At 43.9% G+C, this 25,227-nt stretch carries 17 protein-coding genes and 2 tRNA genes; 7 read left to right on the top strand and 12 right to left on the bottom strand.

Going from position 1 to position 25,227, the window contains the following annotated elements; all coding sequences use genetic code 11:
- Positions 1-397: hypothetical protein (locus tag QZU58_RS03700; RefSeq protein WP_294495021.1), on the bottom strand; the 397-nt coding region annotated here is incomplete at its 3' end.
- Between the two features lie 351 nt (positions 398-748).
- Here QZU58_RS03700 and QZU58_RS03695 point away from each other — a divergent pair.
- Positions 749-955: a hypothetical protein gene (locus tag QZU58_RS03695; protein WP_294495018.1), complete on the top strand. Its 207-nt coding sequence runs from the start codon at positions 749-751 to the stop codon at positions 953-955.
- A gap of 155 nt (positions 956-1,110) precedes the next feature.
- On the opposite strand, the gene QZU58_RS03690 is transcribed toward QZU58_RS03695, so the two are convergent.
- From QZU58_RS03690 to QZU58_RS03665, 6 genes are all read right to left on the bottom strand, one after another.
- Positions 1,111-3,483 carry an EAL domain-containing protein gene (locus tag QZU58_RS03690; protein WP_294495016.1) on the bottom strand — a complete coding sequence of 791 codons (2,373 nt, stop codon included), beginning with the start codon at positions 3,481-3,483 and terminating at the stop codon, positions 1,111-1,113.
- A 145-nt stretch (positions 3,484-3,628) separates the two neighbouring features.
- A complete protein-coding gene (locus QZU58_RS03685) occupies positions 3,629-5,515 on the bottom strand; it encodes an EAL domain-containing protein (protein ID WP_294495013.1) in 1,887 nt (628 codons plus the stop codon).
- A gap of 617 nt (positions 5,516-6,132) precedes the next feature.
- Positions 6,133-9,207, bottom strand: a complete 3,075-nt coding sequence (locus QZU58_RS03680; protein WP_294495010.1) for a multidrug efflux RND transporter permease subunit — start codon at positions 9,205-9,207, stop codon at positions 6,133-6,135.
- A 5-nt stretch (positions 9,208-9,212) separates the two neighbouring features.
- A complete protein-coding gene (locus tag QZU58_RS03675) occupies positions 9,213-10,322 on the bottom strand; it encodes an efflux RND transporter periplasmic adaptor subunit (RefSeq protein WP_294495007.1) in 1,110 nt (369 codons plus the stop codon).
- Between the two features lie 341 nt (positions 10,323-10,663).
- A tRNA-Asn gene (locus tag QZU58_RS03670) sits at positions 10,664-10,739 on the bottom strand.
- A gap of 30 nt (positions 10,740-10,769) precedes the next feature.
- A tRNA-Asn gene (locus tag QZU58_RS03665) sits at positions 10,770-10,845 on the bottom strand.
- A gap of 527 nt (positions 10,846-11,372) precedes the next feature.
- Here QZU58_RS03665 and uvrB point away from each other — a divergent pair.
- Both uvrB and nrdG read left to right on the top strand, forming a co-directional pair.
- Positions 11,373-13,412 carry an excinuclease ABC subunit UvrB gene (uvrB, locus tag QZU58_RS03660; RefSeq protein ID WP_294460226.1) on the top strand — a complete coding sequence of 680 codons (2,040 nt, stop codon included), beginning with the start codon at positions 11,373-11,375 and terminating at the stop codon, positions 13,410-13,412.
- A 337-nt stretch (positions 13,413-13,749) separates the two neighbouring features.
- Positions 13,750-14,256, top strand: a complete 507-nt coding sequence (gene nrdG, locus QZU58_RS03655) for an anaerobic ribonucleoside-triphosphate reductase-activating protein (protein ID WP_294460229.1) — start codon at positions 13,750-13,752, stop codon at positions 14,254-14,256.
- Between the two features lie 153 nt (positions 14,257-14,409).
- On the opposite strand, the gene malE is transcribed toward nrdG, so the two are convergent.
- Positions 14,410-15,609 carry a maltose/maltodextrin ABC transporter substrate-binding protein MalE gene (malE, locus tag QZU58_RS03650; RefSeq protein ID WP_294495006.1) on the bottom strand — a complete coding sequence of 400 codons (1,200 nt, stop codon included), beginning with the start codon at positions 15,607-15,609 and terminating at the stop codon, positions 14,410-14,412.
- Between the two features lie 625 nt (positions 15,610-16,234).
- Between malE and QZU58_RS03645 the strand changes: the two genes are divergently transcribed.
- Both QZU58_RS03645 and QZU58_RS03640 read left to right on the top strand, forming a co-directional pair.
- A complete protein-coding gene (locus QZU58_RS03645) occupies positions 16,235-18,235 on the top strand; it encodes a 2-isopropylmalate synthase (RefSeq protein WP_294495003.1) in 2,001 nt (666 codons plus the stop codon).
- Between the two features lie 50 nt (positions 18,236-18,285).
- Positions 18,286-19,347 (top strand): hypothetical protein, encoded by a 1,062-nt coding sequence (locus QZU58_RS03640; protein WP_294495000.1) that lies wholly within the window; start codon positions 18,286-18,288, stop codon positions 19,345-19,347.
- A 102-nt stretch (positions 19,348-19,449) separates the two neighbouring features.
- Here the strand turns inward: QZU58_RS03640 and QZU58_RS03635 are convergent, their stop codons facing one another.
- From QZU58_RS03635 to QZU58_RS03620, 4 genes are all read right to left on the bottom strand, one after another.
- Entirely contained in the window at positions 19,450-20,385 is a 936-nt protein-coding gene (locus tag QZU58_RS03635) for a DMT family transporter (protein ID WP_294494997.1), read from the bottom strand.
- A gap of 201 nt (positions 20,386-20,586) precedes the next feature.
- On the bottom strand, positions 20,587-21,423 hold the full coding sequence (nudC, locus tag QZU58_RS03630; protein WP_294494995.1) for an NAD(+) diphosphatase: 837 nt from the start codon (positions 21,421-21,423) through the stop codon (positions 20,587-20,589).
- Between the two features lie 101 nt (positions 21,424-21,524).
- Positions 21,525-22,085, bottom strand: a complete 561-nt coding sequence (locus QZU58_RS03625; RefSeq protein WP_294494992.1) for an aminodeoxychorismate/anthranilate synthase component II — start codon at positions 22,083-22,085, stop codon at positions 21,525-21,527.
- Positions 22,076-23,716 (bottom strand): chorismate-binding protein, encoded by a 1,641-nt coding sequence (locus tag QZU58_RS03620; RefSeq protein WP_294494990.1) that lies wholly within the window; start codon positions 23,714-23,716, stop codon positions 22,076-22,078. The genes QZU58_RS03625 and QZU58_RS03620 overlap by 10 nt, the downstream gene beginning before the upstream one ends.
- A 310-nt stretch (positions 23,717-24,026) precedes the next feature.
- Here QZU58_RS03620 and QZU58_RS03615 point away from each other — a divergent pair, with 310 nt between their 5' ends.
- Both QZU58_RS03615 and QZU58_RS03610 read left to right on the top strand, forming a co-directional pair.
- The gene (locus QZU58_RS03615) at positions 24,027-24,545 is read left to right on the top strand and encodes a flavodoxin (RefSeq protein ID WP_294494987.1); all 519 of its coding nucleotides are present in this window, start codon (positions 24,027-24,029) and stop codon (positions 24,543-24,545) included.
- A 10-nt stretch (positions 24,546-24,555) separates the two neighbouring features.
- Positions 24,556-25,068 carry a GNAT family N-acetyltransferase gene (locus tag QZU58_RS03610; protein ID WP_294462071.1) on the top strand — a complete coding sequence of 171 codons (513 nt, stop codon included), beginning with the start codon at positions 24,556-24,558 and terminating at the stop codon, positions 25,066-25,068.
- The last annotated feature ends 159 nt before the right edge of the window (positions 25,069-25,227 follow it).

Here is a 25,227-nt window from a genome sequence, read left to right as displayed (position 1 = left end):
AGCCCTCGAGGGAAACGGGGCCTTCACCGTCATCATGATTAAATAAATGAATAGGTTCCGAACATGCTGACCCCATGTCGTTGTCGGTAAATTCTTCGCCGGGCCAGCTGTCAAACATATTACCTTCATCATTCCAAAGCCATGCGGCATACTGGTTGTAATAATCGCCCTTAACGATAATGGTATTCTGAGGAACAACACAGGAATCTTTGATTTCAGCAGGTTCAAAAATCAAAGACTGATCGTTGCCGATTGTAGGATTATTACTGTCAACCCAAGTATCGGTCACCTTGCTGTTATCGCCGCCACTGCTGCCGCCACTGCCACATGCCGTAAGTGACATGGATAGAATTGCAGCAGAAACTGCAAAACAAAGCTTATTTTTATTAAACTTCATAAAACACTCTCACATTGTTAAGTACACAACACAAAGGCAAAAAGCCAAAAAAATGGCAAAATGCCAAAAAACAGTGTTCGAACTATAAATGAAAGCGTTACCAAAAATTGTGACAAGCGTCTTTATTTTTGGTAAAAAGAGTACATTTTCTTAAAATCTGTGAACAGCATCTATTTTATTAAACAACACATAATGGTTTTTTGTGTAAAAATTACCATGTTTTTATGTTATCAAGTATATTTAGTATGCTAATGTAAGCTTTTTTGTGGAATCAGTAGCAAAAAATAAAGGGAACTTCACGGAATTGTTGCAGATAAAGGAATGCGAAGGATTTTAAAGAGAAAATTCTGAATGAAAGTAAAAGCTGACAGGACCAAAAAGACATGCCGTGATGTGTTAACCGACAGTCTGAATCTGAGAGAGTTCGAAGGAAGTTCGGTAAGAGAAATACGTTGCACTCATAATGAACTGGTTGCCTGTTATGCCGTGAAGGAAGAGAGACTCTGTCTGTTTGAATCACTTGATGAGAAAGAGGATTACCGTGCTACTGCTGATTAAGTGCTTTCGTCGCATGGAACATGGAAAAGAGGAATCACGTACTCCGGAAAATTAGAAGCTTAATATAAAACAACTGAAAGGATGGTGAGTCCATCCTTTCTGTATTGGAAAACCGGAGGTGCAGGATAATTTTCCGTTCGCAGGTTTTACTCCCGTTAAACCGAATCCTCTCTGTTTACGAAGGCTTTAACTGCACTTAAGTCCTGTGAGCACGGGAACAGAATGCCTGACATGACGTTTACGCCAAGTTCCTTGAAGGTTTCCAGGGTAATCATGCTGTCAACATCCTGCAGAATAATCTGCGGTTCGGTATCCTGAATCCATCTCTTTACCATACGGCTCAGCATGAAACGGTCATATTCACTGGTCAGAACCCTCTTGGTAAGGGAGCCGCTGAGCATTACGGAGGAGAATTTGTTCTCCTTTATGAAATCCATGTCGATGAGTCCCATATTGTAATTCTGCAGCGTGAAGTGGTATCCGTTTGCAGACAGCTTTTCTATGGCGTCGAGACAGTTTGTAATGTCGTTACTGATTGCGTTTTCCGTAAGGGCAAAGGTGATTCTGTTTGGAAGAATGTGGTATTTTACCGTTACCATGTCCAGAAAACTAGGCAGATCACTGTCAAGCAGCTGACCGTAGTTCAGTGGAATAATCATGTTTATGTTATGGTTGGTGTCCTGATCAAGTTCGGCTAGATCATGCAGGGCGTTTTCAACCTTCCAGTAGCAGTTTTCGGTATTGAGACCGGAACTGATAATCTGGTCCGTAAAATCGTCAAGATTGTAGGTAACACCTTCCTGGAACCAGAAGCTCTTGGCAATCAGGCTGACAATGGTTTTGCCGGAAACATTCATTACCTGATCGTAACGCATGGTCAGATCTCCCTTCATTCTGGCATGTTTCAGTCTGTTTGCAAACGCCGTGTCTATGCCTGATGTCTGGGTATTCATGGAATCGGTATATACAGCATAGCTGTCGTTTACGTCCAGCTCGCAGCTGTGCTGATATGCAAGGTGAGTCTGCTTCATGATAAGGGCAGGGCTTATGGAGTTGCTGAGTACCTGAACGATACCGGCACTGATGCGAATCTCCTTGCCGTTATTGATCTGTTCAGACAGCTCCCTGCGGAAAAGGTCAAGAAGCTCATCCATTTCCGTTTTGTTTTTGATGCTGGTCGTCAGCAGGTAATACACGGTAGGTTCATAGAAGGCCAGATAGTCCTTTTCATTGATGAGGTTCAGCATTACGGAGGAAATGCGGTGACACATCTTCTCATCGTCATAGATTTCCTTAGGAAGTACGGGACAGAACTCCACGGCAAACAGCTCGATGGCACTGTTGACCTTGCGTTCCGTCTGCAGATGAGTAATCTGTTCCAGTATCCACTTACGGTTTGGCAGGCTGGTATGAGGATCGTAGTTGGAATAGAATTCCAGCTTGTTGTGCAGTGACTCAATCTGTGTTGTAAGATCTTCGTTGGAATTTAGTGAGGCCTGCAGGTGACCGAGCAGTGCATAGACCTCGTCAGAGCTGCGTGACTTATTTGATTTTGCGTATTTGCTGATGCGGGATCGGTTTCTCAGGAAGAAGCTTTCGAGTCTTACAAGATTGAAGACATAATGACACAGAATAAGCACAGCGAGAATAGTGAGTATGCAGGTTATGGTGATGTTGTTGACTATACCGTGCTTGATGGCGGCTGTAAGCGTTACCTTAGGAAGGAATGTTACGGTATAGCCTATAAGCTGATGATTGAATGTAATAGGAGTGATTACATAGTTTCCGAATCTCTGATCCTCACAGATTGCATCCAGAAGATTTTTGTAGGTAGTTTTGCCGTTAAGTGAATATCTGTACTTGGCAATGCTGTTAAGGATTCTGTTTTTCTTGTTCGGTTCTATGAAGTTTCCCCAGGAAAGCTTTGTTACGTTCTGATCCAGCCACTGCAGGTTGTCCTGATCGGTAATGCCGAACAGCATGATGGTAGGGCGGTTGTTAAGGTTTTCCAGAAGTTCAGATATTGAACGGAGCTTTAAGGCCACAATGGCTCTTCCGGAGATCTGGTTTATCTGATATGAGTTGTACAGCAGAATGAAGCATTCATGATCGCAGATGTATTTGGTGTATTCAGCAGAGATGTTTCCCTGTTGTTCCCGTTCCTGAATGCTCTGCTTGAATTTTTCCAGTATATTATGCTTGATGGTTGAGTTGTTTGGTGTTCTGGTTACCGGTCCTTTGTTGGGATCATCCGAGATCCATTCTATGTAGGAGATATTTGAAGGAATGCTTGATGACAGAGGATTGTTTTCAAGTACCTGAATAAGGGAAGTGATGTCTTCATGGGATTTGCTTTCCATGAAGTCATATATGGTGGCGCTCTGAGAGGTGATCATGCTTTCGGTATTGATGGTGTTAACCCTGTTGGTTCCGAAATACGCAACGTATACGGCAAGGATAATACATACTGAATAAAGAACCACACCCACCAGAAACTGGCGTGAAAACGGAAGATTTATATAGCGCATAAAATATCTCTGAACAATTTACAGTTACAGAATGGAGGCGGTAAAGAAAGACCCGGTGGGTACCGGGTCTTTCTTTTCGGTTAAATCCTCGGCAACATTAATAAAATATCACAATATTTTTAACGTTGTCTCAGTAAGATTGAAATTATGCTGAGTACTCTGCACTATTCTTTATGGTAACCCAGTTTAATTCAATCTTATCTTCAAGTTCCTGAGGCTTTGCAATCATGTATCCCTGAATTGCATCAACGTAGAGAGCTTCCACCTTCTGACGCTGTGCAATTGTTTCAATACCTTCCGCTACGATCACGCAGCCCTGGCGGTGTGAAACTTCAATGAGCATGCGGACAAACTGCTGAGCGGTATTGTCTCTGTCAAATGACTGGCAGATGTTCGGATCAATCTTAATGTAGTTAGGCTTGAGTTCCCTGAACAGTCTGAATGATTCGAGTCCCTTACCGAAGTGGCTGATACTTGTTGAGGCTCCGCTTCTGTGGATGATGCCGAACAGTCTTTCGGCAGCCATGTTGCTGCTTTCAAGAAGAGCTTCATCAATTTCAAATACAAGGCCTTCCGCAATGTCTGAGTTGCGGATAAGGGTTCTTTCCAGCCAGAGCAGGAAGGAGGTGCTGAGCAGGGCATTTGAAGAAAGGTTGATGCCGAATCTCATGTCGGTCTGGTTGATCAGACGGTACTTGGAAATGATGGAATCTATAATCATTTCTTCAAGCTTTACCAGAAGTTCATGACGCTGTGCTGCGGCAAGAACGGTTTCGGTTGACAGATGCTCACCTTCCTCGGTTGAGAAGTGGGCATAGATTTCCACGTATGGCTTGATGGAAATGTTCATGCTCTTAATCGGCTGGTAGTAGAGAGTGATGTTGCGGTGTTCAATAATGTCCTTAATGGTTTTTAACCAGTGCATTTCACCCTGGAAGTAGTTATCAGTGTTTTCGGTCTGAATTGCGAAGCCGTTACCGGTTGAGGTCTGAGCCTTGGCAAGTGCAAGATCCGCTCTTGACATGATGTCAGCCTTCTGTTCCTTAGGTCCGAAGAATGTGTAGCCGCTGTAACATACATTGGTCAGATCATAGGTCTTCTGGAACTCGGAAATCTGCAGCTTCAGGGTGTCGTTAATCGCATTAACCACCTTTTCGTCTCCCTTAGGTACAAGGATGGCGATATCGGTACCTGAGATTCTGTAGGCGTTGGTGCCTGGGAAACGCTTGATTGAGTCCTTGATGATGTCTGCAAGGTCGTGAATGTACTTGTCACCCATCTGGTAACCGCGTTCAGAGTTGATGTAGTTGATTTCTGATGCTCTGAAAATACCCAGAATCGATTTTTCTCTTGAAGCAACCTTGTTAAGAAGACCTTCAAAAGCGTTGTTAAACGTAGTGCGGTTATAAAGGTTTGTCATTGGATCCATTGCGGCAGCATTGGCGAGATGCTCAATCTTCTTTTTGGCATCAGCGATTTCCTTTTCATTCTGAGTGTCGTTTCTTAAAAGCTCGCGAGAAAGATCCTCAAACGGAAGATCCTCATATCTCTTGCTGAGAATTGAGTTCTTGATGAACAGGGCATACTTATAGTTTGCGATGAGGAACAGCTGAGCGGTAACAAGAGCCGCAATAACAATAAGTACGATCAGGGTAACAATCTTAATCAGGAATGAATTGTATATTTCACTTGAGTCAATTGAGAATTTAACGTCAGTGTTGGCGATTTTGAATTCATCCGTGGTAGTGAAGATCTTGTCAAAAATGCTTGCGGTATTGGTATTTGAGTTATAGACCTGATTATTGCTTACGTACACGCTGAGAGATGCCAGTTCCAGGGTAGGAATGGCATTGTTTCCAATGTCAGATGTAAAGTTTGCCCAGTCGTAGGCTCCCATCAGAACATTCTTGGTTTTTGCAAGCTGTACTGAACATTCCCTGCTGGTTGTGTAAAAAGCAATACAGATACCTATAAAGCATAATAAAACTGCCACTAGTACGCTTTTTGTCATGGTACTAATTGATTTAGACATGAAGTCCGCTCCTTGATTTCCACTGTGTTGATTTATAAGATTGCACAAACATACCGCTGTTTGACTTAATTCCGTTAGAAATTATTTTTATAGTCTGTTTATCAGTTTCACACATGCCTTAACATTCCCGTCTGCCGGAAAGTACAAATTAACGGAGTACAAAATACCAAACCGAGGTTACTTTGATTAGTTAACAAAATTATAACATATTAATAGTGACTTACAATACAAAATTGATTAAAAATTAACAATTTTTTTTAAAATTGTTTTTTGCTGATAATATAAAAATAATAGTAAAAACATAACAAAAACTAATATAAGCATGAATAAATAATACATATCATATATTTGTGTTTATTATCTGTAATTTTGTTAAATGTTTAAAAATTGTTAACAAAATATAGGGTTTTTCAGAAGTTTTTTATGACGAAAAACGTTATTTATAAGGTTTGAAGCCTTTTTTACAATGCCGAAAAAAGAGAATTCGGGGAATAATTATTTTTATGTAACATGGGACTTTTCGACAAAAACGGGGCATGCGTATCTCGCATGCCCCGGATTATTTTCAGATTATCACTCAGATCTGAATGAAATCCGTTTGGGATTCCCCAGGTTTTTTATCTGTCCGTTTCATCCTTGGATTCCGGATTTTCCTCAAAAACAGGGAGAGGCTTGTGAACCTGTCCCACGAAGGTGTAAATCACCGGAAGCACAAAAAGGGTAAACATTGTACCGATTGAAAGACCGGCAACGATTACCAGACCTATTGAGAAGCGGCTGGCAGCACCGGAACCTTCCGCAGTGAGAAGCGGAAGCAGACCGGCAACCATTGCGGCCGTGGTCATCAGTATCGGACGGAGACGGATGGAAGCGGCTTTCTTAACGGCTTCAATCTTGGAAAGTCCGTTTTTGAGCTGTTCCTCTCTGCTTACTTCGCAGATAAGGATGCCATGCTTAGAAATCAGTCCGACAAGAGTGATAAGACCTACTTCTGTATAGATGTTAAGAGTTGCAAGACCAAGTGAAAGCAGCAGCATTGCTCCGGAGATTGCCAGCGGTACCGCAATAAGGATTACGCATGGGTCTCTCCAGCTTTCGAACTGGCAGGCAAGAACCAGGAATATGATGAACACGGCAAGGGCGAAGGTGGAAGCCAGAGAGCTACCTTCGGTGGTGTACTGTCTTGATTCACCCTTGTAATCATGGGTGTATCCTGCCGGAAGGGTTGGAACCACTTCATTTTCAAAGAAGCTTACCGCTTCACCCATGCTTACTCCCGGACTAAGCGCAAAGCTCAGGGTGGCTGCGTTCTGCTGTGACATCTTTGATAATGATGCAGGTTCGGTCTTGACCTGGAGGTTAAGTACAGAACCAACGGAAATCATCTTTCCGCTCTGGGTTCTGATAAAGTAGCGGTCAAGGGATTCCGGATTCAGACGGTTGATACGTTCGGTCTGAGGAATGACTTCATACGCACGGCCGTCAATTGCCACGCGGTTTACGTAACCGTCTGCTATCATGGTTGACAGTGTCTGGCCGATGTCACTCATGGTAACACCGTAGGCACCTGCCTTCTTGCGATCTATTTCGATGTGAAGGGTAGGTGAGTCGTATGTCAGGTCACTGTCGAAATAAACAAAGAGACCGCTCTTTCTTGCCTTGTCCATGACTGTTTCGGCAACGGAATTGAGTTCTTCGAAATTATTCGGAGTCATGATTACGAACTGCATAGGCAGACCGCTTGAACTTCCCGGAAGCGGAGGCATCTGGAATACGGTGGCGTTAATGTCCGGGCTTTTGCTCAGAAGAGGGGTAACTCTTTTAATAACGTCTTCCTGCTTGTCTCTCTCGGCAAATTCCTTCAGAACCATGATGGCCATGCCCTGGTTTGATGCGGGAACACCGATCATGCCCAGAGTGTTGGCAACGGATGAATCCTTGCCGGCTTCCTCAGTAAGCTTTTTGATGCCGTTTTCAAGATAATCAAGGTTGGCGTTGGTCGGTCCTTTACCCATCATCATGAATGCACCGGTATCTTCGTACGGAGCAAGTTCGCTGGAGGTGTATTTGAACAGAATCGGAAGGGTAATCATGATGATTGCCGCCGTGATTATGATAGGTGTTCTGGTACGGAGCACCGCATCAAGGGTATTGGTATAGGCGGTTGTTAATCTGTTCAGGATAGTGTTTACGGTTTCTTCAAACTTACCCGGCTTTTCTTCGGCTTTAAGCATTTTTGAGCACATCATCGGTGAAAGGGTGAGTGCGATGATGCCTGAAATAAGCACGGAACCGGCAAGAGTAAGTGCGAATTCGGTAAACAGGGAACCGGTGATGCCGCCCATCAGTGCAATCGGAGAGTAAACCGCACCGAGCGTGATGGTCATGGAAATAACCGGAATTGCTATTTCTCTGGTACCAATGATGGCTGCCCTGAACGGGGTTTCGCCTTCCTTGATGTGACGGTCGACGTTTTCAACCACGACTATGGCGTCGTCCACCACCAGACCGATGGCAAGTACCATTGCAAGGAGTGTCATGAGGTTTATGGAGAATCCGCATACGCTCATCAGCATGATTACGCCAATCATTGACAGCGGAATCGTAACAATCGGAATGACTACCGATCTGAATGAGCCCATGAACAGGGTTATAACCACAAGAACGATGATGGCAGCTTCAACAATGGTTTCTATAACTTCGGAAATTGATTCATCGATGGAAATGGTACTGTCGTAGATAATATCCATTTTCATTGATGGAGGAAGATTCTTGTTCATTGAAGGCAACATCTTCTTAATGCCGTCCGCAATGTCCAGAGGATTGGCAGTAGGGGTCGCGTCGATTGCGGCTACCACAGCCTTCTCTCCGTTGGCAATGGAGCGGAAGGTATCATGGTTCGCTGCAAGTGAAACCTTGGCCACGTCGCGCAGTCTTATTACGGCACCTTCCTTTGATGCCACGATGAGTTCGGCAAGCTCTTCGGTATCAGACACCTGTGTATCGGTATTGGTGTTCATCAGGGTGTACATGTTGTTGATCTGACCTGATGAAGTCTGGAAGTTGTTTGCCTGGAGAACGTTCAGAACGTCCTTGGCAGTCATTGAATGAGCAGCAAGCTTAAGAGGATCTATCCAGATTCTCAGAGCATAGTCATTACCGCCGTAAAGGGTTACCTTGGCAACACCGTTCACGGTGAAGAGCTGCGGAATGATAACGCGGTTAAGGTAGTCGGTAATCTGCGGACCTTCCATTTCACTGCTGGAGAATGAAATGTATATTACGGAAGTTGTTGAACCGGTTGAAAGGGAAATGGTAGGGTCCTGGGCTTCACTTGGAAGCTGGGATTTAACCGAATTCACGCGGGAAAGAATGTCTGCAAGAGCTCCGTTCGGATCCGTGTTGAGTTTCATGTACACGGTAATGGTTGATGTACCCATCTTGGAGTTGGAGGTCATGTAGTCAATGTTGTCCGCCTGGGCAACAGCCTGTTCAATAGGTTCGGTTATAAAACCCTGAATCAGATCGGATCCTGCACCGTAATAGCTGGTTGTCACGGTAACCACTGTGTTGGTCATTTCAGGATACTGGCGCACGGCCATGTTTTTCAGGGCCTGAAGTCCGAGCAGCGCTATCAGGAGACTGATACATACCGCCATGACCGGTCTTTTTATAAAAATATCAGTAAACATATTTATTAGAGCTCCGGTACGGTATCTGTCTTATCAAGAAGGTCTTTGTCGGTAATTTCAATCAGACTGCCGTTTGAAAGTCTTACCAGACCTTCGGTGATGATTTCATCACCAGGATTGATGCCAGAGGTGATTACGACGCGATCCTTGTTTTCCTCGCCTGTCTTCACGTTAACAAGTTCGGAAATCTTCTGACCGTCCTCATTTGTCTTTACGCGATATACTGATGTACCGTAAAGGTTATATGCTACGGCAGTCTTTGGAATGGCGATCTGTTCAGTCTCGTTCGGAATCTGTACGTTTACCTTGGCGTACATGCCGGTAATGAGTTTGCTGTGAGGGTTTGGTATGGTTCCCTGAATCTGGAGAATGCCGGCATCGTGATTCATTACGACTTCAATTGCAGTGATTTCTCCTTCGAAGGTTTCTCCCGGATATGAGTCCACGGTAAGTTCAACTTTTTCATGAAGGGCGATTTTCTGAACATCGTTCTGTGATATCGTAAAACGTACCTTAACGAGAGAATTGTCTTCAAGATGAACAATCTTTGTTCCCGGCTGGAGATACTGCCCCATGTACACGTTTCTGATACCGAGTTTACCGTCAAACGGAGCTCTGATCTTCAGCTTGTCTATCTGAGCTTTGATGGCATCAACGTTGGCTGATGATGCTTCATAATCAGCTCTGGCATTATCCAGATCCTGCTGTGAAACGTTACCCTTTGTAAAGAGGGCTGAATATCTTATGAATTTCTTTTTGGCAGCTTCAGCCTGTGCTTTGGCGGCTTCGTAGTTTGCCTGCTCAACATGGTCGTTAACCTGAATCAGAACCTGCTCCTTCTTGACGACGTCGCCTGACTCAAAGTACAGACCTGTAATGCTTCCGGATGATTCTGATGATACTTCAATACCCTGATTTGGTTCAATGAAGCCGATGGCACTGATAACGTCATGCCATGGTTCCTTTTTTACTTTCATTGTTGCCACGGGATTTACTGGAGGTTTCATGTTGGCAAGGTAATCCTGAATCATCTTTGCCTTATACATGTTGAAACCTATCACGGCTCCGAATATGACTGCTGTTGCCGCAGGAACAACGATTTTCCATGAAGGCATAGAAATTTCTCCTTTAAAAATGAGGATTATTATCGCGGTCGTTAGGTTTATCGATAATAAAAAAACAAAAATAACTATTACCAGCTATTAATACCACATTTTTTTATTACGGGTATTTAGTTTGTGCCGTTTGATAAAAAAAATATTTACAAACGCACGGCATTTCATAATAAGACGGTGACTGACGATTATCAGAGGGAAGCGAGCGACAGGTGATTAAACGTAAAAGATAAAATGAAGAAAAAGGTATGCGAAGACAGTAATAACAAAAACTGTAAGGATATAAGGAACTGTATAAAAGATTATTGTGATTAGGAGAGGTGGGGTAAGAAAGGATTTAATGGCTCCTCCTGCTGGACTTGAACCAGCGACATACGGATTAACAGTCCGCCGTTCTACCGACTGAACTAAGGAGGAACTTCATTAGTAAGATGTAAGTAAATTTAATGGCTCCTCCTGCTGGACTTGAACCAGCGACATACGGATTAACAGTCCGCCGTTCTACCGACTGAACTAAGGAGGAACTTAAATTGTCAGCTTTGCTTTTCGTTAGTTCGTTAAGCACTGCCAACGCTGTGCATGATATTGGTTTTGCTAATTCCTGTCAACAATATTTTTTAAAAAAGTTTAAAAACACGTGTGTTTGCGTGTATTTTAAGCAAAAAAGGCTTTTTTTTATTAAAAACGAACAGAAAACAGTCAGATGCTGATTTTGTGCTTTTTTGGTGAAATCAGCATATATGTTTGAAATGTAAGCATTGACAGTGGAAAAACATCCGATAGTTTTTGAGAAAACGTAGAAAAGGTTCAGTTTTATTTGAGATTCGGCCGTTCTCGCCCTGTTAATTGCGCATGAATTTCCGCTGATTGTTTAATACTTATTCAATGGTATCTGCTTATTAGGCAATAACATGCAATAACATGCAATACATCAGGATAAGGAGAGGTAATAATTCTGTTTTGTATGTTTAAAACATGTCGCAGTGATAGAATGATCCGTGACTGACCAATTTTTTTGAACGCCTCCTCAACCGTATCGGGATTTTACATATGTCTTTACATGATAATGAAAGCGGAAAGGTTTTTGAACTTAAGTCTGCCTATAAGCCGTCCGGAGATCAGCCGCAGGCAATAGAAAAACTTGTTGCCGGCATAGAATCCGGAAAAAAGGCTCAGACGCTTCTCGGTGTTACCGGTTCAGGTAAAACCTTTACGATGGCCAATGTCATAGCGAGACTCAATCGTCCTACCATGATTATGGCCCATAACAAAACCCTGGCTGCCCAGCTTTATGGTGAGATGAGAGAGTTCTTCCCGAACAATGCCGTGGAATATTTTGTTTCGTACTATGACTATTATCAGCCTGAAGCCTACATACCGAGCTCTGATACCTATATAGAAAAAGATGCCAAGGTCAATGACCATATAGAGCAGATGCGTCTTAGTGCCACAAAGGCTCTTCTCGAAAGAAGGGATGTGATTATCGTTGCTTCCGTGAGTGCCATATACGGACTCGGTTCCCCTGACAGTTATCTGAAAATGATGCTGCATCTTTCCGTCGGGGAGGAAATTTCTCAGAGTAAAATCATCAGACGACTTGCCGAGCTCCAGTACACACGCAACGAAATAGATTTTTCTCGTGCCACCTTCAGGGTTCGCGGTGATGTTATTGATGTGTTTCCTGCGGAAGCTGATGACTTTGCGGTGCGTATAGAGCTCTTTGATGATGAAATAGAGTCTCTCAGCATTTTTGAGCCGCTTACCGGAAAACTCATGCGAAAGGTACAGCGTATAACAATTTACCCTAAAACCCATTACGTAACTCCAAAATCGGTTATTCAGAATGCAGTCAGTCAGATTAAGGATGATCTGAGGATTCGTAAGGCTGAGCTTCTTGAGGCCCGTAAGCTCGTTGAGGATCAGCGTCTTACTGACAGAACCACCTGCGATATAGAAATGATGAATGAACTGGGGTACTGTTCCGGTATAGAAAACTATTCAAGATATCTTTCAGGCCGTGCTCCTGGCGAAGCTCCGCCATGCCTTTTCGATTACCTTCCGAAAGACGGACTGCTTATTATCGATGAATCCCATGTTACGGTTCCTCAGATAGGGGCCATGTATAAGGGGGATCGTTCACGTAAGGAAACACTGGTTGAATTTGGTTTCCGGCTGCCGTCCGCCCTGGATAACAGACCGCTGAAGTTCAGGGAGTTTCATCAGCTGCAGCCGCAGACAATATACGTATCTGCGACCCCTAACAGTTATGAAATAGAGGAAAGCGGTGGCGAAGTCGTGGAACAGATTGTTCGTCCGACGGGACTGCTCGATCCGACTCTTGAGGTCAGACCGGTGGCCTTCCAGGTTGAGGATGTGATGAGTGAGATCAGACAACGTGCCGCTAAGAATGAAAGAGTGCTGGTTACAACCCTTACCAAGAAGATGGCGGAGGATCTTACCGATTATCTTGACGAGCACGGTATCAGAGTCAGATATCTGCACTCGGACATTGATACCGTGGAACGTGTTGAGATAATCAGGGATCTGCGTCTCGGTAAGTTCGATGCACTGGTAGGCATCAACCTTCTCAGGGAGGGGCTGGACATGCCTGAAGTTTCCCTTGTGGCAATTCTTGATGCCGATAAGGAAGGTTTCCTGCGTTCAACGCGTTCACTCATTCAGACAATAGGGCGTGCGGCAAGAAATCTTCATGGTAAGGCCATTCTCTACGCGGATCATGTAAGTGATTCCATGCGGGAGGCCATTAATGAGACCGTGCGCCGTCGTCAGAAGCAGGAAGAGTACAATAAGGAACACGGTATTGAACCGCAGGCCCTGAACAAGAAGATTGTCGATATCATGATGCTCGGTGACGAGGCTGCGGACAATACCGCCGGAGCCCAGCTTCTGAACGGAGCTGCCGAACAGTTTGACGTTTCGACGATAAACGATGCCGCAACCCTGGTAAAGCTTATGGACGAAATGCAGAAAAACATGAGAGAGGCGGCGAAGAATCTTAAGTTCGAGGAGGCTATGGTTCTGAGAGACAGAATCAGGGAGTGTGACAAGCGGCTCAGAGAAATGGAATAGATCGGAGACTGCCGTTTTGGAAAGACGTATGCCCCGTGCCGGAACAGATGAAAGTGAATTAACGATTTGCGTAAAACCCATAAAAGTTCTGTGATTAGGATTTTTCAACCGTTTTTTTTGGGTTTTGTAAAACCGGTTCAATATTTGTCTGAAAAAATTCAGCCGCCTTGAAGATAAAAAACGGCAATAGTAAACTAATGGGGGTTTTCCGTTACGGGATAAACCGGCCAAATGCCCGGAGCTCAAAAACGAAAAGAAAAAAGGACTCCCGGATAAAAGCAAACAGCTAAAAGCAAAATATAATTAATTTCATCTGTATGGTGTGGAACGATTAAAAATGAACTACTGTAAATATATACCGATAGACGTTTTAAACGGCAGGGGAACCAGATGTACTTTGTTTGTTTCAGGGTGTGAGCATCACTGCAAGGGGTGCTATAACCAGTCTACCTGGAATGTAAATGCAGGTTTTCCGTTTACCCAGGAAATGAGTGATACCATTATTGCGGATCTTAATGATACCAGGGTCAGAAGAAGAGGCTTAAGTCTTTCCGGCGGGGATCCTCTGCTTCCGGCCAATCTGTCTGCGGTGAAGGCTCTCTGTGAGAGAGTGAGAGCGGAATGCGCTCCGGAAAAGGATATCTGGATGTGGACTGGCTATGTGTATGATGAACTTACTCCTGAACAGAGGGAGGTTGTCGAACTGGTGGACGTGCTTGTTGACGGTAAATTCGTTCTGGAGCTAAAGGATCCTTCTCTTGATTTCAGAGGCAGCAGCAATCAGATTATTCATAAGTTTAACAGGGCAAATGCCTATTGGAAGACCGGGAAGAAACCGGAATAGAAAAGGCTCCTTTGTTTAATTTCATGTAACCGGATGCGTGGCCTTATCTGTTTTGACGCGGAAGGTCATGATGCGTAAAAAGAAGAAACCTCTTTACCGTTATGGTAAAGAGGTTTTCTGATCACGGCTCCTGTTGCCGGAGCTTAATCGTTTTTAGCGGAGAATCTGTTCCTCTGCTTCCTTAAGTGCGTCCTGAACAGTCTTTCTGCCTGTAGTGGCGTTTATGATTGCAAAATGGAGCGCACCCCAGTATCTGGACATTTCAAAAACATTAGGCATTAAGTCGCCTATGGCAGCGTTCTGCATTGTTACCGCGATTCTAGGATCTGAGGCTTCAAGTTTCTTTTCAAAAGATTTAAGCGCTACGGCTCCGAGAACACGATCATTTACCATAGCCTGGTATCCCTTGTCGGTGAGCAGATAGTCGGTTATGAATTTCTGGGCTTCAGCCTTTTTGTGTGAATTCACGTTTATGGTCATGCCGAGCACGCCAACAAGAGGTTTACCCTTCTTGCCACGGAGTGCAGGAAGCGGATTTACGCTGAAATCTATTGCAGAGTAGTTGCCCCAGCCCCATGGGCCGTCAATTATGCAGGCAACGTCACCTGCCGCAAATTTGTCCTTCATTATGTCATATGACACGCCTTTCTGCATGTGATCATAGATAATGAGTTCCACAAGATATCTGAGACCCAGCTGAGAACCTTCATTGTTTACACCGGTGTCTTTGGTGTTGTATACACCGTCAGGACCTTTTTTGAATGCGTAGCCGCCGTTAGCAGAGAACAGAGGATATGAGAAGTACGGAGTTCTGTAATCCCAGAGAATTGCTCTTTTGTCCTGCTGTCTCAGACTGTCGTCAAGGGCTACCAGTTCCTCAAAGGTCTTAGGGGCTTTAGGAGCCAGCTTCTTATTGCAGAGAAGTGAGGTGGATTCCATTGAAATAGGGTAACCGTAATATTTGCCGTTTACCTGCATGGCTTCCCATGCCTTAGGATAGAATTTGGCCATAAGCTCCTTGGATGGGGTTATTTCTTCAATAAGCCCTTTACTGACCAGTTCTCCGTACTGGTCATGAGCCCATGCGTAGATGTCGGGGCCGCTGCCCATTGATGCATACTGCTGGAAACGGACGCCGACATCGTCAGGATGGGCAACAACAACCTTTATGCCTGTGTCCTTTTCAAAGGCTTCGCCTACCTTGCTGATTCCGTTATATGGCTTGTCTCCGTTTATCCATATTACCAGACGGTTTTCATCTGAAGTATTTGCCGGTTCATCGGCTGCAGTTGCTGGCTGGATTAACCCTAAAGCGGCAATTCCGGCTGCAACATTAAAGATGAGCTTATTCATGCGGTGTCCCCAATGTCATAGATTATTCTGCTTTTGTGCCTTATTGATTTCCGTTTTTATTATTTTTGTGAAAATATAGCACACTTTTAATCATATATTAGCTTTTTATACGAAAAAGATCCGTGATTTAAGTATTAGATAATGATATGCCATGCTTCAGGAAGTTGTTTTGCTGCTGCTTTTAATGAAAGTGCGGCAGTTTTTATCCGAAATTTTTTCCGGAAAATCCGTATGATTTTTCCGATACTTCTTATTTTCTTTTCTGGGATGGATGAAAGATAGATAACCTGTAAAACAGGGTAAATTATCCGGTGGAATACACCTAAAACACTGAAATGGTGCTTTCCGGTAAGTGTTACATGACATGAAATATGGTAAAAATCCGGTTAATAAATAAAAAAATTAATAAATATCAGTCAAATAGATTAAATATAATCATTGTAAACTGTTTTTTTAGTGATAAAATTAAGTCAAATATATTGATTTATTTTAATGATGAATTGAGTTCGGATTTATCTCTGCAGTTTATCATCGAGAATCATGCTGTTATCCATACCAATTATTTAAACAGGTCATTGAAGCGGAAGTAAAACGGATTTCCGTCAGTCATGACAGGGAGAACATAATGAAGAATTTTGATAAGTACACACGTCAGTATTTCATGCCTCCGGTTGCAACTTACGACTGGGTAAAAAAGGATCATGTTGACAGGGTTCCGGTCTGGTGTTCTGTTGATCTCCGTGACGGTAACCAGGCTCTGATCGAACCGATGGGGCTCGATGAAAAGCTCGAATTCTTCAAGATGCTCGTGGATATCGGTTTTAAGGAAATTGAGGTCGGCTTTCCTGCCGCTTCGGAAACTGAGTTTCTTTTCCTGAGAGCCCTGATAGAAAGAGACATGATTCCTGAAGACGTGACCATCCAGGTTCTGACTCAGGCAAGAGAACACATTATCAGAAAGACGTTTGAGGCTTTGAGAGGGGCTCCGCATGCCGTTGTTCATCTCTATAACTCAACTTCTGTCGCCCAGCGTGAACAGGTGTTCAAAAAGGACAGGGAGCAGATTAAGCAGATGGCCATTGACGGAGCCAAACTGCTGAAGAAGCTTGCCGATGAAACAGAAGGGGATTTCGCTTTTGAATACAGCCCGGAAAGTTTCCACGGAACTGAAGTTGATTACGCACTGGAGGTCTGCAATGCCGTTCTTGACGTATGGCAGCCTAGTGAGGATCGCAGAGCCATTATAAATGTTCCCGCTACCGTGGAAACGGCAATGCCTCACGTGTTTGCCACCCAGATTGAATATCTGTCAAAGAATCTGAAATACCGTGAAAACGTGGTATTGAGCCTGCACCCTCACAACGACCGCGGATGCGGTGTGGCGGATGCCGAGCTCGGTCTGCTTGCAGGTGCCGACAGAATTGAAGGTACTCTCTTCGGTAACGGTGAAAGAACAGGTAACGTGGATATAATCACAGTTGCCATGAACATGTTCTCATACGGTATTGATCCCGGCCTCGATTTTTCAAACATGCCTCACATCAGAGAGGTTTACGAAAAACTGACAGGCATGCACGTGTCTCCAAGACAGCCATACGGCGGTGATCTTGTATTTACCGCATTCAGCGGTTCGCATCAGGATGCAATAGCCAAGGGTATGGCCTGCCGTGAAGCGCAGAAAAAGAAGATATGGGACGTACCTTATCTTCCTATTGATCCTGTTGATGTCGGCAGAACATACGATTCTGACGTAATCAGAATCAACAGTCAGTCAGGAAAGGGTGGTGTGGCATATATTCTTTCCCATAATTTCTCTCTGAACATTCCGATAAAGATGAGGGAAGAGGTCGGTTATGCCGTTAAGCAGGTGTCTGACGAACAGCACAAGGAGCTTTCTCCTCAGGTTGTGTATGATATTTTTGCCGAAAACTATATCAACTATGTCCCTAACTTCCATATTTCCGAAAGTCATTTCAAGCAGAATGACGGTATTATGGCTGAGACCGTTATCTGTTGCGGAGACAAGAAGACAGTGGTTGATGCCAACGGTAACGGCAGACTTGATGCGGTAAGCAATACCATTAAACAGTATTTCGGCATCAGCTATGAGCTGTCCGTTTACGAGGAGCATGCCATTTCCAAGGGCACCTCTTCAAAAGCCATGGCATATGTGGGTATTCTCTGCAACGGCGTAAGTTACTGGGGTGCAGGTCTTGATGAAGATATCATCAAGGCGTCAATCAATGCTCTGGTTGTTGCCGTAAACAAGCTCCCACAGCTTCAGAACAACAGTCTTTCCAAGGATGACAGACTGATTGCCATGATTAATTACATTCAGGCAAAGTATCAGGAAATAACCCTTGAAGACATGGCTGAGTATTTCCAGCTGTCTGCTCCTTATATTTCCAAGTACATTAAGGATAAGTCCGGAAAGACCTTTGGAGAACATTTGACCTCCATCCGTCTGAAGAAGGCCAAGACTCTCTTAAAGAACGGCAACATGACTGTTGAAAATATCTCGTATGCCATCGGATACCCTAACGTGGAACATTTCATCAGAGTATTTAAGAAATACTTTGAAATGACACCGATGCAGTACAGAAATCTTAATCAGACCATCAAGTAGCAGCTTGATAAATGTGGTCCCGAGGTAATTATCTGTTGAGGAGGATCAACGTGAATAAATTTTGTCTGACTATTGGATTTGTTATATGTTTCGGTTTATTCGGTTGCAGTAAAGATTCCGACGATCTGTTCTCGCAATGCGGTATTGCTGAAGTCGGCAGTGAATCATCATCTCAGAAAGATGCGAATACTGCCGAAATCAGTTTCCTTTTGCTGTTAAAGGATGTTGAAAACAGCCTGCTCGCACTGTCGGCACATCACCATGACGTAATCATTTCAAACTCCGAAGAGGAGTTCGAAAAACGTCTTGTCGAGATGAATGCTTCGAGACGGCAGTTTGAATACAGTCTTGCCAGATTCTCCGGTTTTTCCTGTAAGTCATCAGATGATTATCTCAACAGCAAAATTAATGAAGTTGCCATGCTGGCTCGAGACTTCCTGAACATCATGGACCAGATGACTGAAAAAAGACGCTACAATTTTCGGCTTGCTAAGGAAGCCGGCAGAAGTAAGGCCGATTTTATTGTCTGGCAGCCGGTATTCAGGCAGATGCTTCAGGAAATGAAGCTGAAGGTGTCCGATGACTATGTTGATAATCTGATGCTGAATCTTCTGACATATCAGTCACTGGTGGAAAGAAAGGTTCTCGAGGCCTTGGGTTCCAACAATACGGATGAAATTGAAAAAGCCAGGGCGACGATAGCTGTTTTTATTGAAGAATACGAAAACTGGACTGACAATCTTTACTCGGAAATGCCAGAGGCCAAAAATGAAATTGGTACCGTAATGACTCTTTTCAAATATTCATGTGTTGATGACAGCGGTGTGGTCGGCAGGCATGAGTATCTGGTAAGTAATACAAACGAACTTATTCAGGTTACGACCTCTGCAAGAGAAAAACTTCATAAAATCAAGCATGAAATAACTGACATTCAGATGTTTGTTGCCAAGAATCTTTCCGATTCAAGGGAACGTGCTGTTACAAGATATGAATACACCGTTGCCTGCACCCTTACATTCTTCATATTCATGCTTGGTGTTCTTCTTTGGCGCAGACAGGTGAAAGCAGACAAAGGCAGACTTAGTAAGACTAATAAAGGTAATTATAACTAGTCGAGAGTTGTCTGAATTTCCGCATGTTGCGGTAATCATCCGTAATTACCGCAACATGAGTTATCCCTAAACGAAAATTTCCGTTTTGTCTTGTCCGACGTATCATGAATTGTCGGCCGATCTTCCGAGTTTTTTAAGCAGAAGCTTAGGACCACCCTGAGAGATGATAAGCCCAAGTGTTATGATAAAACATGCAAGCCATCCCGTGAGGGTCAGTTTTTCACCAAGAAAGAAATCAGCCGCAAGTGCGGATATTACCGGAGTAATGTACAGGTATATTATGGCCGTGACTGCTCCGATTTTTTTTACTGACAGGTTCCATAACGTAAAACTTACCGCTGAGGCAAAAAGTCCTAAAAATATAATGTTTGACAGGTTTACGGGCTTCAGCAGTTCCGCAGTCTCAACATGAAAATCAAAGATGAAGAGCAGCGGGATCATGTATATTATTCCGTATTCAAAGGAACGTCTGGTGACCGATACGGTGTTGTATCCGAAGGAATTAATCTTTCTTGTAAGTACGGAATAGAATGCCCAGACAATTCCTGCGGAAACCGACATTAAATCTCCTACCGGATTGAATGACAGGTCAGCCGCACCTTTGACGCTGAGAAGTACAATACCGGAAAGAGCGGCAACAAATCCCAGATAGAACCAGAAATCCAGTTTTCTTTCATCCTTGTAGAAGAATCTGGTAACGATGGCCGTAAACATCGGGGTAATGGTCAGAATTATGCTGACGTTGACCGCAGTAGTGTATATAAGTGCCGAATTCTCGATAAGAAAGTAGAGAAACGGCCCCGTAAGTCCCGATAGGGCAAAATAAATCTGTTCACTCTTTCGGAATCCCACGCTTTTAAAGACAATGAGCTTGAGGGCCAGCACGGCAATGACAAAGCGTATGAACAGAATTTCAATCGGAGTGAAATCAGTTAAGAGAACCTTGGTGGATATGTAGGTAACGCTCCATATCGAAACAGTGGTCAGAGCGGCCAGATGTCCCGAAATGGTGTCGGCACGGCGTGATATGTTATTCATGGTTGTGTGTTTCTTCTTTTTGTTTTGTTGTCTGTTACTCAGAACCGCAGGTTACGTCTGTCATCTGTTCTGTTTTTTCTTCATTCTATAGTCTAACTGCGGTTTCGTACAGGACTATGTTGCTTATGGAGGAGGGAAAATACCGTCTGAAGGATATTCACGGGGCGTTGGCAAGTTCCGTGTGAGTTATCTGTGGCTGTTTCAGAATTTGAATCCGTTCTTTTTGAAATTTCCGATCATGGTTTTTGTGAGTGAGATGGTGGAGTCCGGTTCCGTAAGTTCTTCTCTGGATATCCAGAATGCTTCCGCAAGTTCGTTCTCGTCACGGATTATGTCGGTACTGCCGTCAACTTCAGCCATGAAGCCGAACAGAATATTGCTGTCCAGCCCCCAGGGCTGAGATCCGCAGTATCTCAGATTTTTGATTTTAAGTCCGACTTCCTCCATGGCTTCCCTGCAGGCAGTCATTTCCGGTGTTTCACCTATTTCACAGAATCCTGCGATAAGGGCAAGACCTCGGTACGGGCGATCCCTGTATCTCGTTACCACTATTCTGTCTCCGTCCGTTATTCCCACGATAACTGCTGGGGCTATTTTCGGATAGATTATGTTATTGCAGTGAGGGCATATCAGAGCTCTTTCCTTTGCGGAATGAACTGTTTCTGTTCCGCATCTGCCGCAATATCTGTTGTTAAAATACCAGTTGTACAGGTGGTATGCCGTAAATCCAGCAAAGCAGGTCATGCGCGGATTGTCCGAACGCAGAACTGTATTGTTCTGCCATGAAAATCCGGGAAGATTTAGCAGGGCGTGATTTCCCTTAAACAGGAAATAAGCTCTGTCATCAATGGAAAAAAGATAGACGAGATCCGCTTCATTGAAGCAGTCTGCCGTAGGCAGTGTAACGGGGGCGGAACTGCCGTTTCCGGCAACGTATACGGTTCTTTCATGAAAGGCCAGAACCGAATCTCCTGCTTTTGGCGGTCTTCTGAGCGAGAATTCATTTTTGAATACGTGTTCGCCTATATCCTGCAGCATTTCTCTTCCTCTTTTCAGGCTCGGAATTACCGAGTCGGATTTTATCTTTAGTCGCTTTCTGTCGGAAATATCTTCTGTCAGGTGTCCTGCCGGATTTTTTCCTAACAGATTTCAATAAAATTTCTGAATATGTCGAGGCCGTGTTCCGTGAGTATCGCTTCAGGGTGGAACTGAACCCCGTAGATATTTCTTCCCCTGATTTTCAGTGCCATGGGAATATGGTCTGCCGTTTCTGCGGTGATGTCAATATCATCAGACGGATTTGATATCATGAGTGAATGATATCTTGTGGCACTGAAGCCCTGATTAAAGCCCTGAAACAGTTTGAAGTCCGGTCTGAAATATATTTCGGAATTCTTGCCGTGACATGGACGTGGGGCTCTGACAATGTCGGCGCCGAAGTATCTGGCAATGCACTGCATGCCGAGGCAGATGCCAAGTATTGGCATACTGTCACGGTAATGGTCAATAACCTCCATGCTTACCCCTGAATTCTCCGGAGAACCCCATCCGGGGGAGACGATGATTCGGTTAAAATCCAGTTTCTTTATCTGACTGAGAGTTAGCTCGTCATTTTTTATGACAATGGGGTTTATGCCGAGTATTTTTAGATACTGAACAATGTTATAGGTAAAAGAGTCATAATTATCTATTACAAGCATAATTTCACCTCAAACAGGCCTCTTACTGAATTAAGACAGTATACGGCATCGGCATTAATCAGATCCTCCGGATGCAGGATTTTTTCCTGCAGAGTACCGTTGGCGATAAGCTTCTGTCTCATGACACCGTTAAGCAGACCGCAGCAGAGCGGCGGGGTAAACATTTCATTTCCGTACCTTACGGCAACATTGGTGAAGGTGCCTTCAGTGATTTCATTCTTCTCATTGGTTCTTATTTCCTCAAAGAATTCATGCGGATAGCCGCTTCTGACGGTTGTCTTATGGTAAAGGAAAGGGTTTGCCGAATTGACCTTTCCGTGTATTCTTACGTTAGGCCTGTCCGCAGGTGCCGGTATCTGCCTTGTTGTTACGGCATAGTGTCCGTCCCTGTAAAGTTCTATGCGGGAAACAATATTTTCGGGAAAAATGAATGAATCAAGTTCATCATTCCATCTGAAGCCCAGTTCACCGGCTGATTTTCTGAGCCTGTTAATGTGAAGCTCGCTGTCTCCCGTTCCGGTTTCGATGAGTGACAGTCCGCTTTCAAGAAATCTTGCCTTGGTCAGGGTTTCGTTCCATTCGTCATCAGCTGTTGAATCAAATGTTACAGCTCCTCCGGCATAATATCTGAAATCCTGTTCGTTACGGCGTTTCTGCAGGATTCTTATCGGTACCGAAAATACCGTTTCGTCCCCGTGCAGGTATGCAACGGCTCCGCAGTATATATCCCTGTCGAATGGTTCGGTCTGTTCAATAACCTTCATGGTTGATTTCTTTGGTGCTCCGGTTATTGAACCGCACGGATAGACTGCTCTGATAACATCGTAAAGCGTTACGTCATCCCTTAATTCGGCAGAGATTTCTGATGTCATCTGAAATACGGTAGGGTGTTCCTCTATTTCAAAAAGTCTGTCCGCCCTGACGCTGCCGTCCTTGGCAACAATTCCGAGATCATTGCGGAGCAGATCCACAATCATTAGATTTTCAGCCCTGTTTTTTTCATCCGTGGCCAGAAAATTTCTGTTTGCGGCATCTTCTTCAGCGGTTGAGCCGCGACGGATTGTACCCTTCATCGGTTTGGTAAGAATGTGTCTTCCCTTTATTTTGAAAAACAGTTCAGGAGAAAATGACATCAGGGTTTCGTATCTGTTTCTGATGAATGCATTGTAGGGAGTTGTCTGCCGTGGCAGCAGGTATCCGTACAGTTCGGTATCAGACAGGTTGGTTTTCAGAACGGACGGGTAGGTGTAGTTAACCTCGTATGTTATGCCGTTAAGAATCTGTTCCTTAATGAATGCAATCATGTTTACGTATTCATTTTTGGTAATCAGCGGGCACAGACATGTTCCGACCGGTTCTCCGTTGCCACGCGGACTTTCGGTACCGGTATTTCCGGCTTCCTCCTGTTTTTCCGGTGGTTGTGCCAAGGAGTTTTCATATGCTTCAAAATATACAAGAGGCATTCCTTTGCCGTTCGGCTTTTCGAGATTGTATCGCATGTAGCCGAGAAGGTGAAAACCGTCATTTCTGAGTTTTTCGATCCTGTCAATTCCTGCTTTCACATCCTCCGGGCTGAATACTTCAATGATTTCAGCCGGACTGCTAAAATATCTGTCAGCGTAAATTTGCATATCGGTTATTCTGATTCAGTGAATCGGTTCCTTTTTAAAATTGGCTTTATTAACTGCGGCTTATTTTACATCACCACGTCGGCAGAGACGAAAAAATCAGTGAAAAAGGTGTATTTATTTTTTCGAACCGTCAGGTAGGTGCGTCACTTCGTACTGATGGATGATAAATGCATTTTCAGGTGCGGATCATTTTTTGCCAAGGTCGTCAGTGCATTTTCTTTGAGAAAGACTTCTGACTGAATTAATATGTTTTTCTGTTTTGTTTTAATAATGTTTACCTGCAGAAAAACATGTCTGTGTGAGGCTTTATATGACTAAAAATCTGGTGATTTATTTTTCACGTCCTGGGCTGAATTTCGTCGGCGGTGATATCAGATTCCTTGATAAGGGCAATACTGAAACGGCTGTTGAGTATCTTCTTAATGAGATAGATGCCGACGTATTCCGTATTGAAACCGTAACAAAGTACAGCGAAGACTATTACGAGTGTACAAATGAAGCCAAGGCAGAGAAGAAGCTTGGGATAAAGCCTGAACTTGTCAGATATCTGTCTGATGTCAGCGGTTACGATGACATCTTTGTGTGCGGTCCGTGCTGGTGGTCTACTTTCCCGATGGCCGTGTATGCCCAGCTGGAGAGGCTTGACCTTAAGGGAAAAAGAATACATCCGCTAATGACTCATGAAGGATCCGGTCTGGGGCACAGTGAGGAAGACCTGAAAAAGTACTGTCCGGGGGCCGAAATAGAACCAGGATTGGCCATTACTGGCAGTCATGTCGGTGAGTCGCTTGATTCAATCAGAAATTGGATTGCATCATTTAAAGTTTAAGGAATGCTTCATGAACGAAATTATACTGAAACAGATAAGTCCGGTTCCTGATGAAATAAGGTTGATGGCTGATTTTGCGTCTTCCATCTGGCGTGAGTACTGGACCGAAAGACTTCCTGAAGGTCAGACTGAATACATGATTAACAGGTTCCAGTCTGCCGAGGCTATGACAAGGCAGCTTGAAAGTGAAAATTACAGCTATTTCTACATTGTGGCCGATGGCGTAAAAGCAGGTTACACGGGACTGTCGGTAAGGGATGATTATCTTTTTCTGTCAAAGCTTTATATTCTTAAGGATTTCAGACACCGGGGAATTGCTACGGAAGCGTTTTATAAGATTGTGGAATTCGCAAAAGCCCATGACAGAAAGCGTATTGTGCTTACCGTAAACAAGGGAAACATTAATGCCATAAAAGCCTATAAAAAATTGGGTTTCATTCAGGCTGACGCCGTAGTAACGGATATCGGATGCGGGTATGTCATGGATGACTATATTATGGAGTATCGCCTGAGTATCGGTTAAGTCTATGAAGCTCAGGATAAAATCCGGTGTTTTGCGATTATACGTTTTTTGAAAAAACTCTCTGGTTTAATACCTTAAACTGATAACCATACAGAGGACGGCGGGATTCAATTTTGAGCGTAGTATTTTCCTGATGAACGTCGTTTTCTGTATCTCCTG

The sequence above is a fragment of the uncultured Ruminobacter sp. genome (assembly GCA_902764345.1).
Lineage (GTDB): Bacteria > Pseudomonadota > Gammaproteobacteria > Enterobacterales > Succinivibrionaceae > Ruminobacter.
This window is presented reverse-complemented; position numbering and strand designations above follow the sequence as displayed.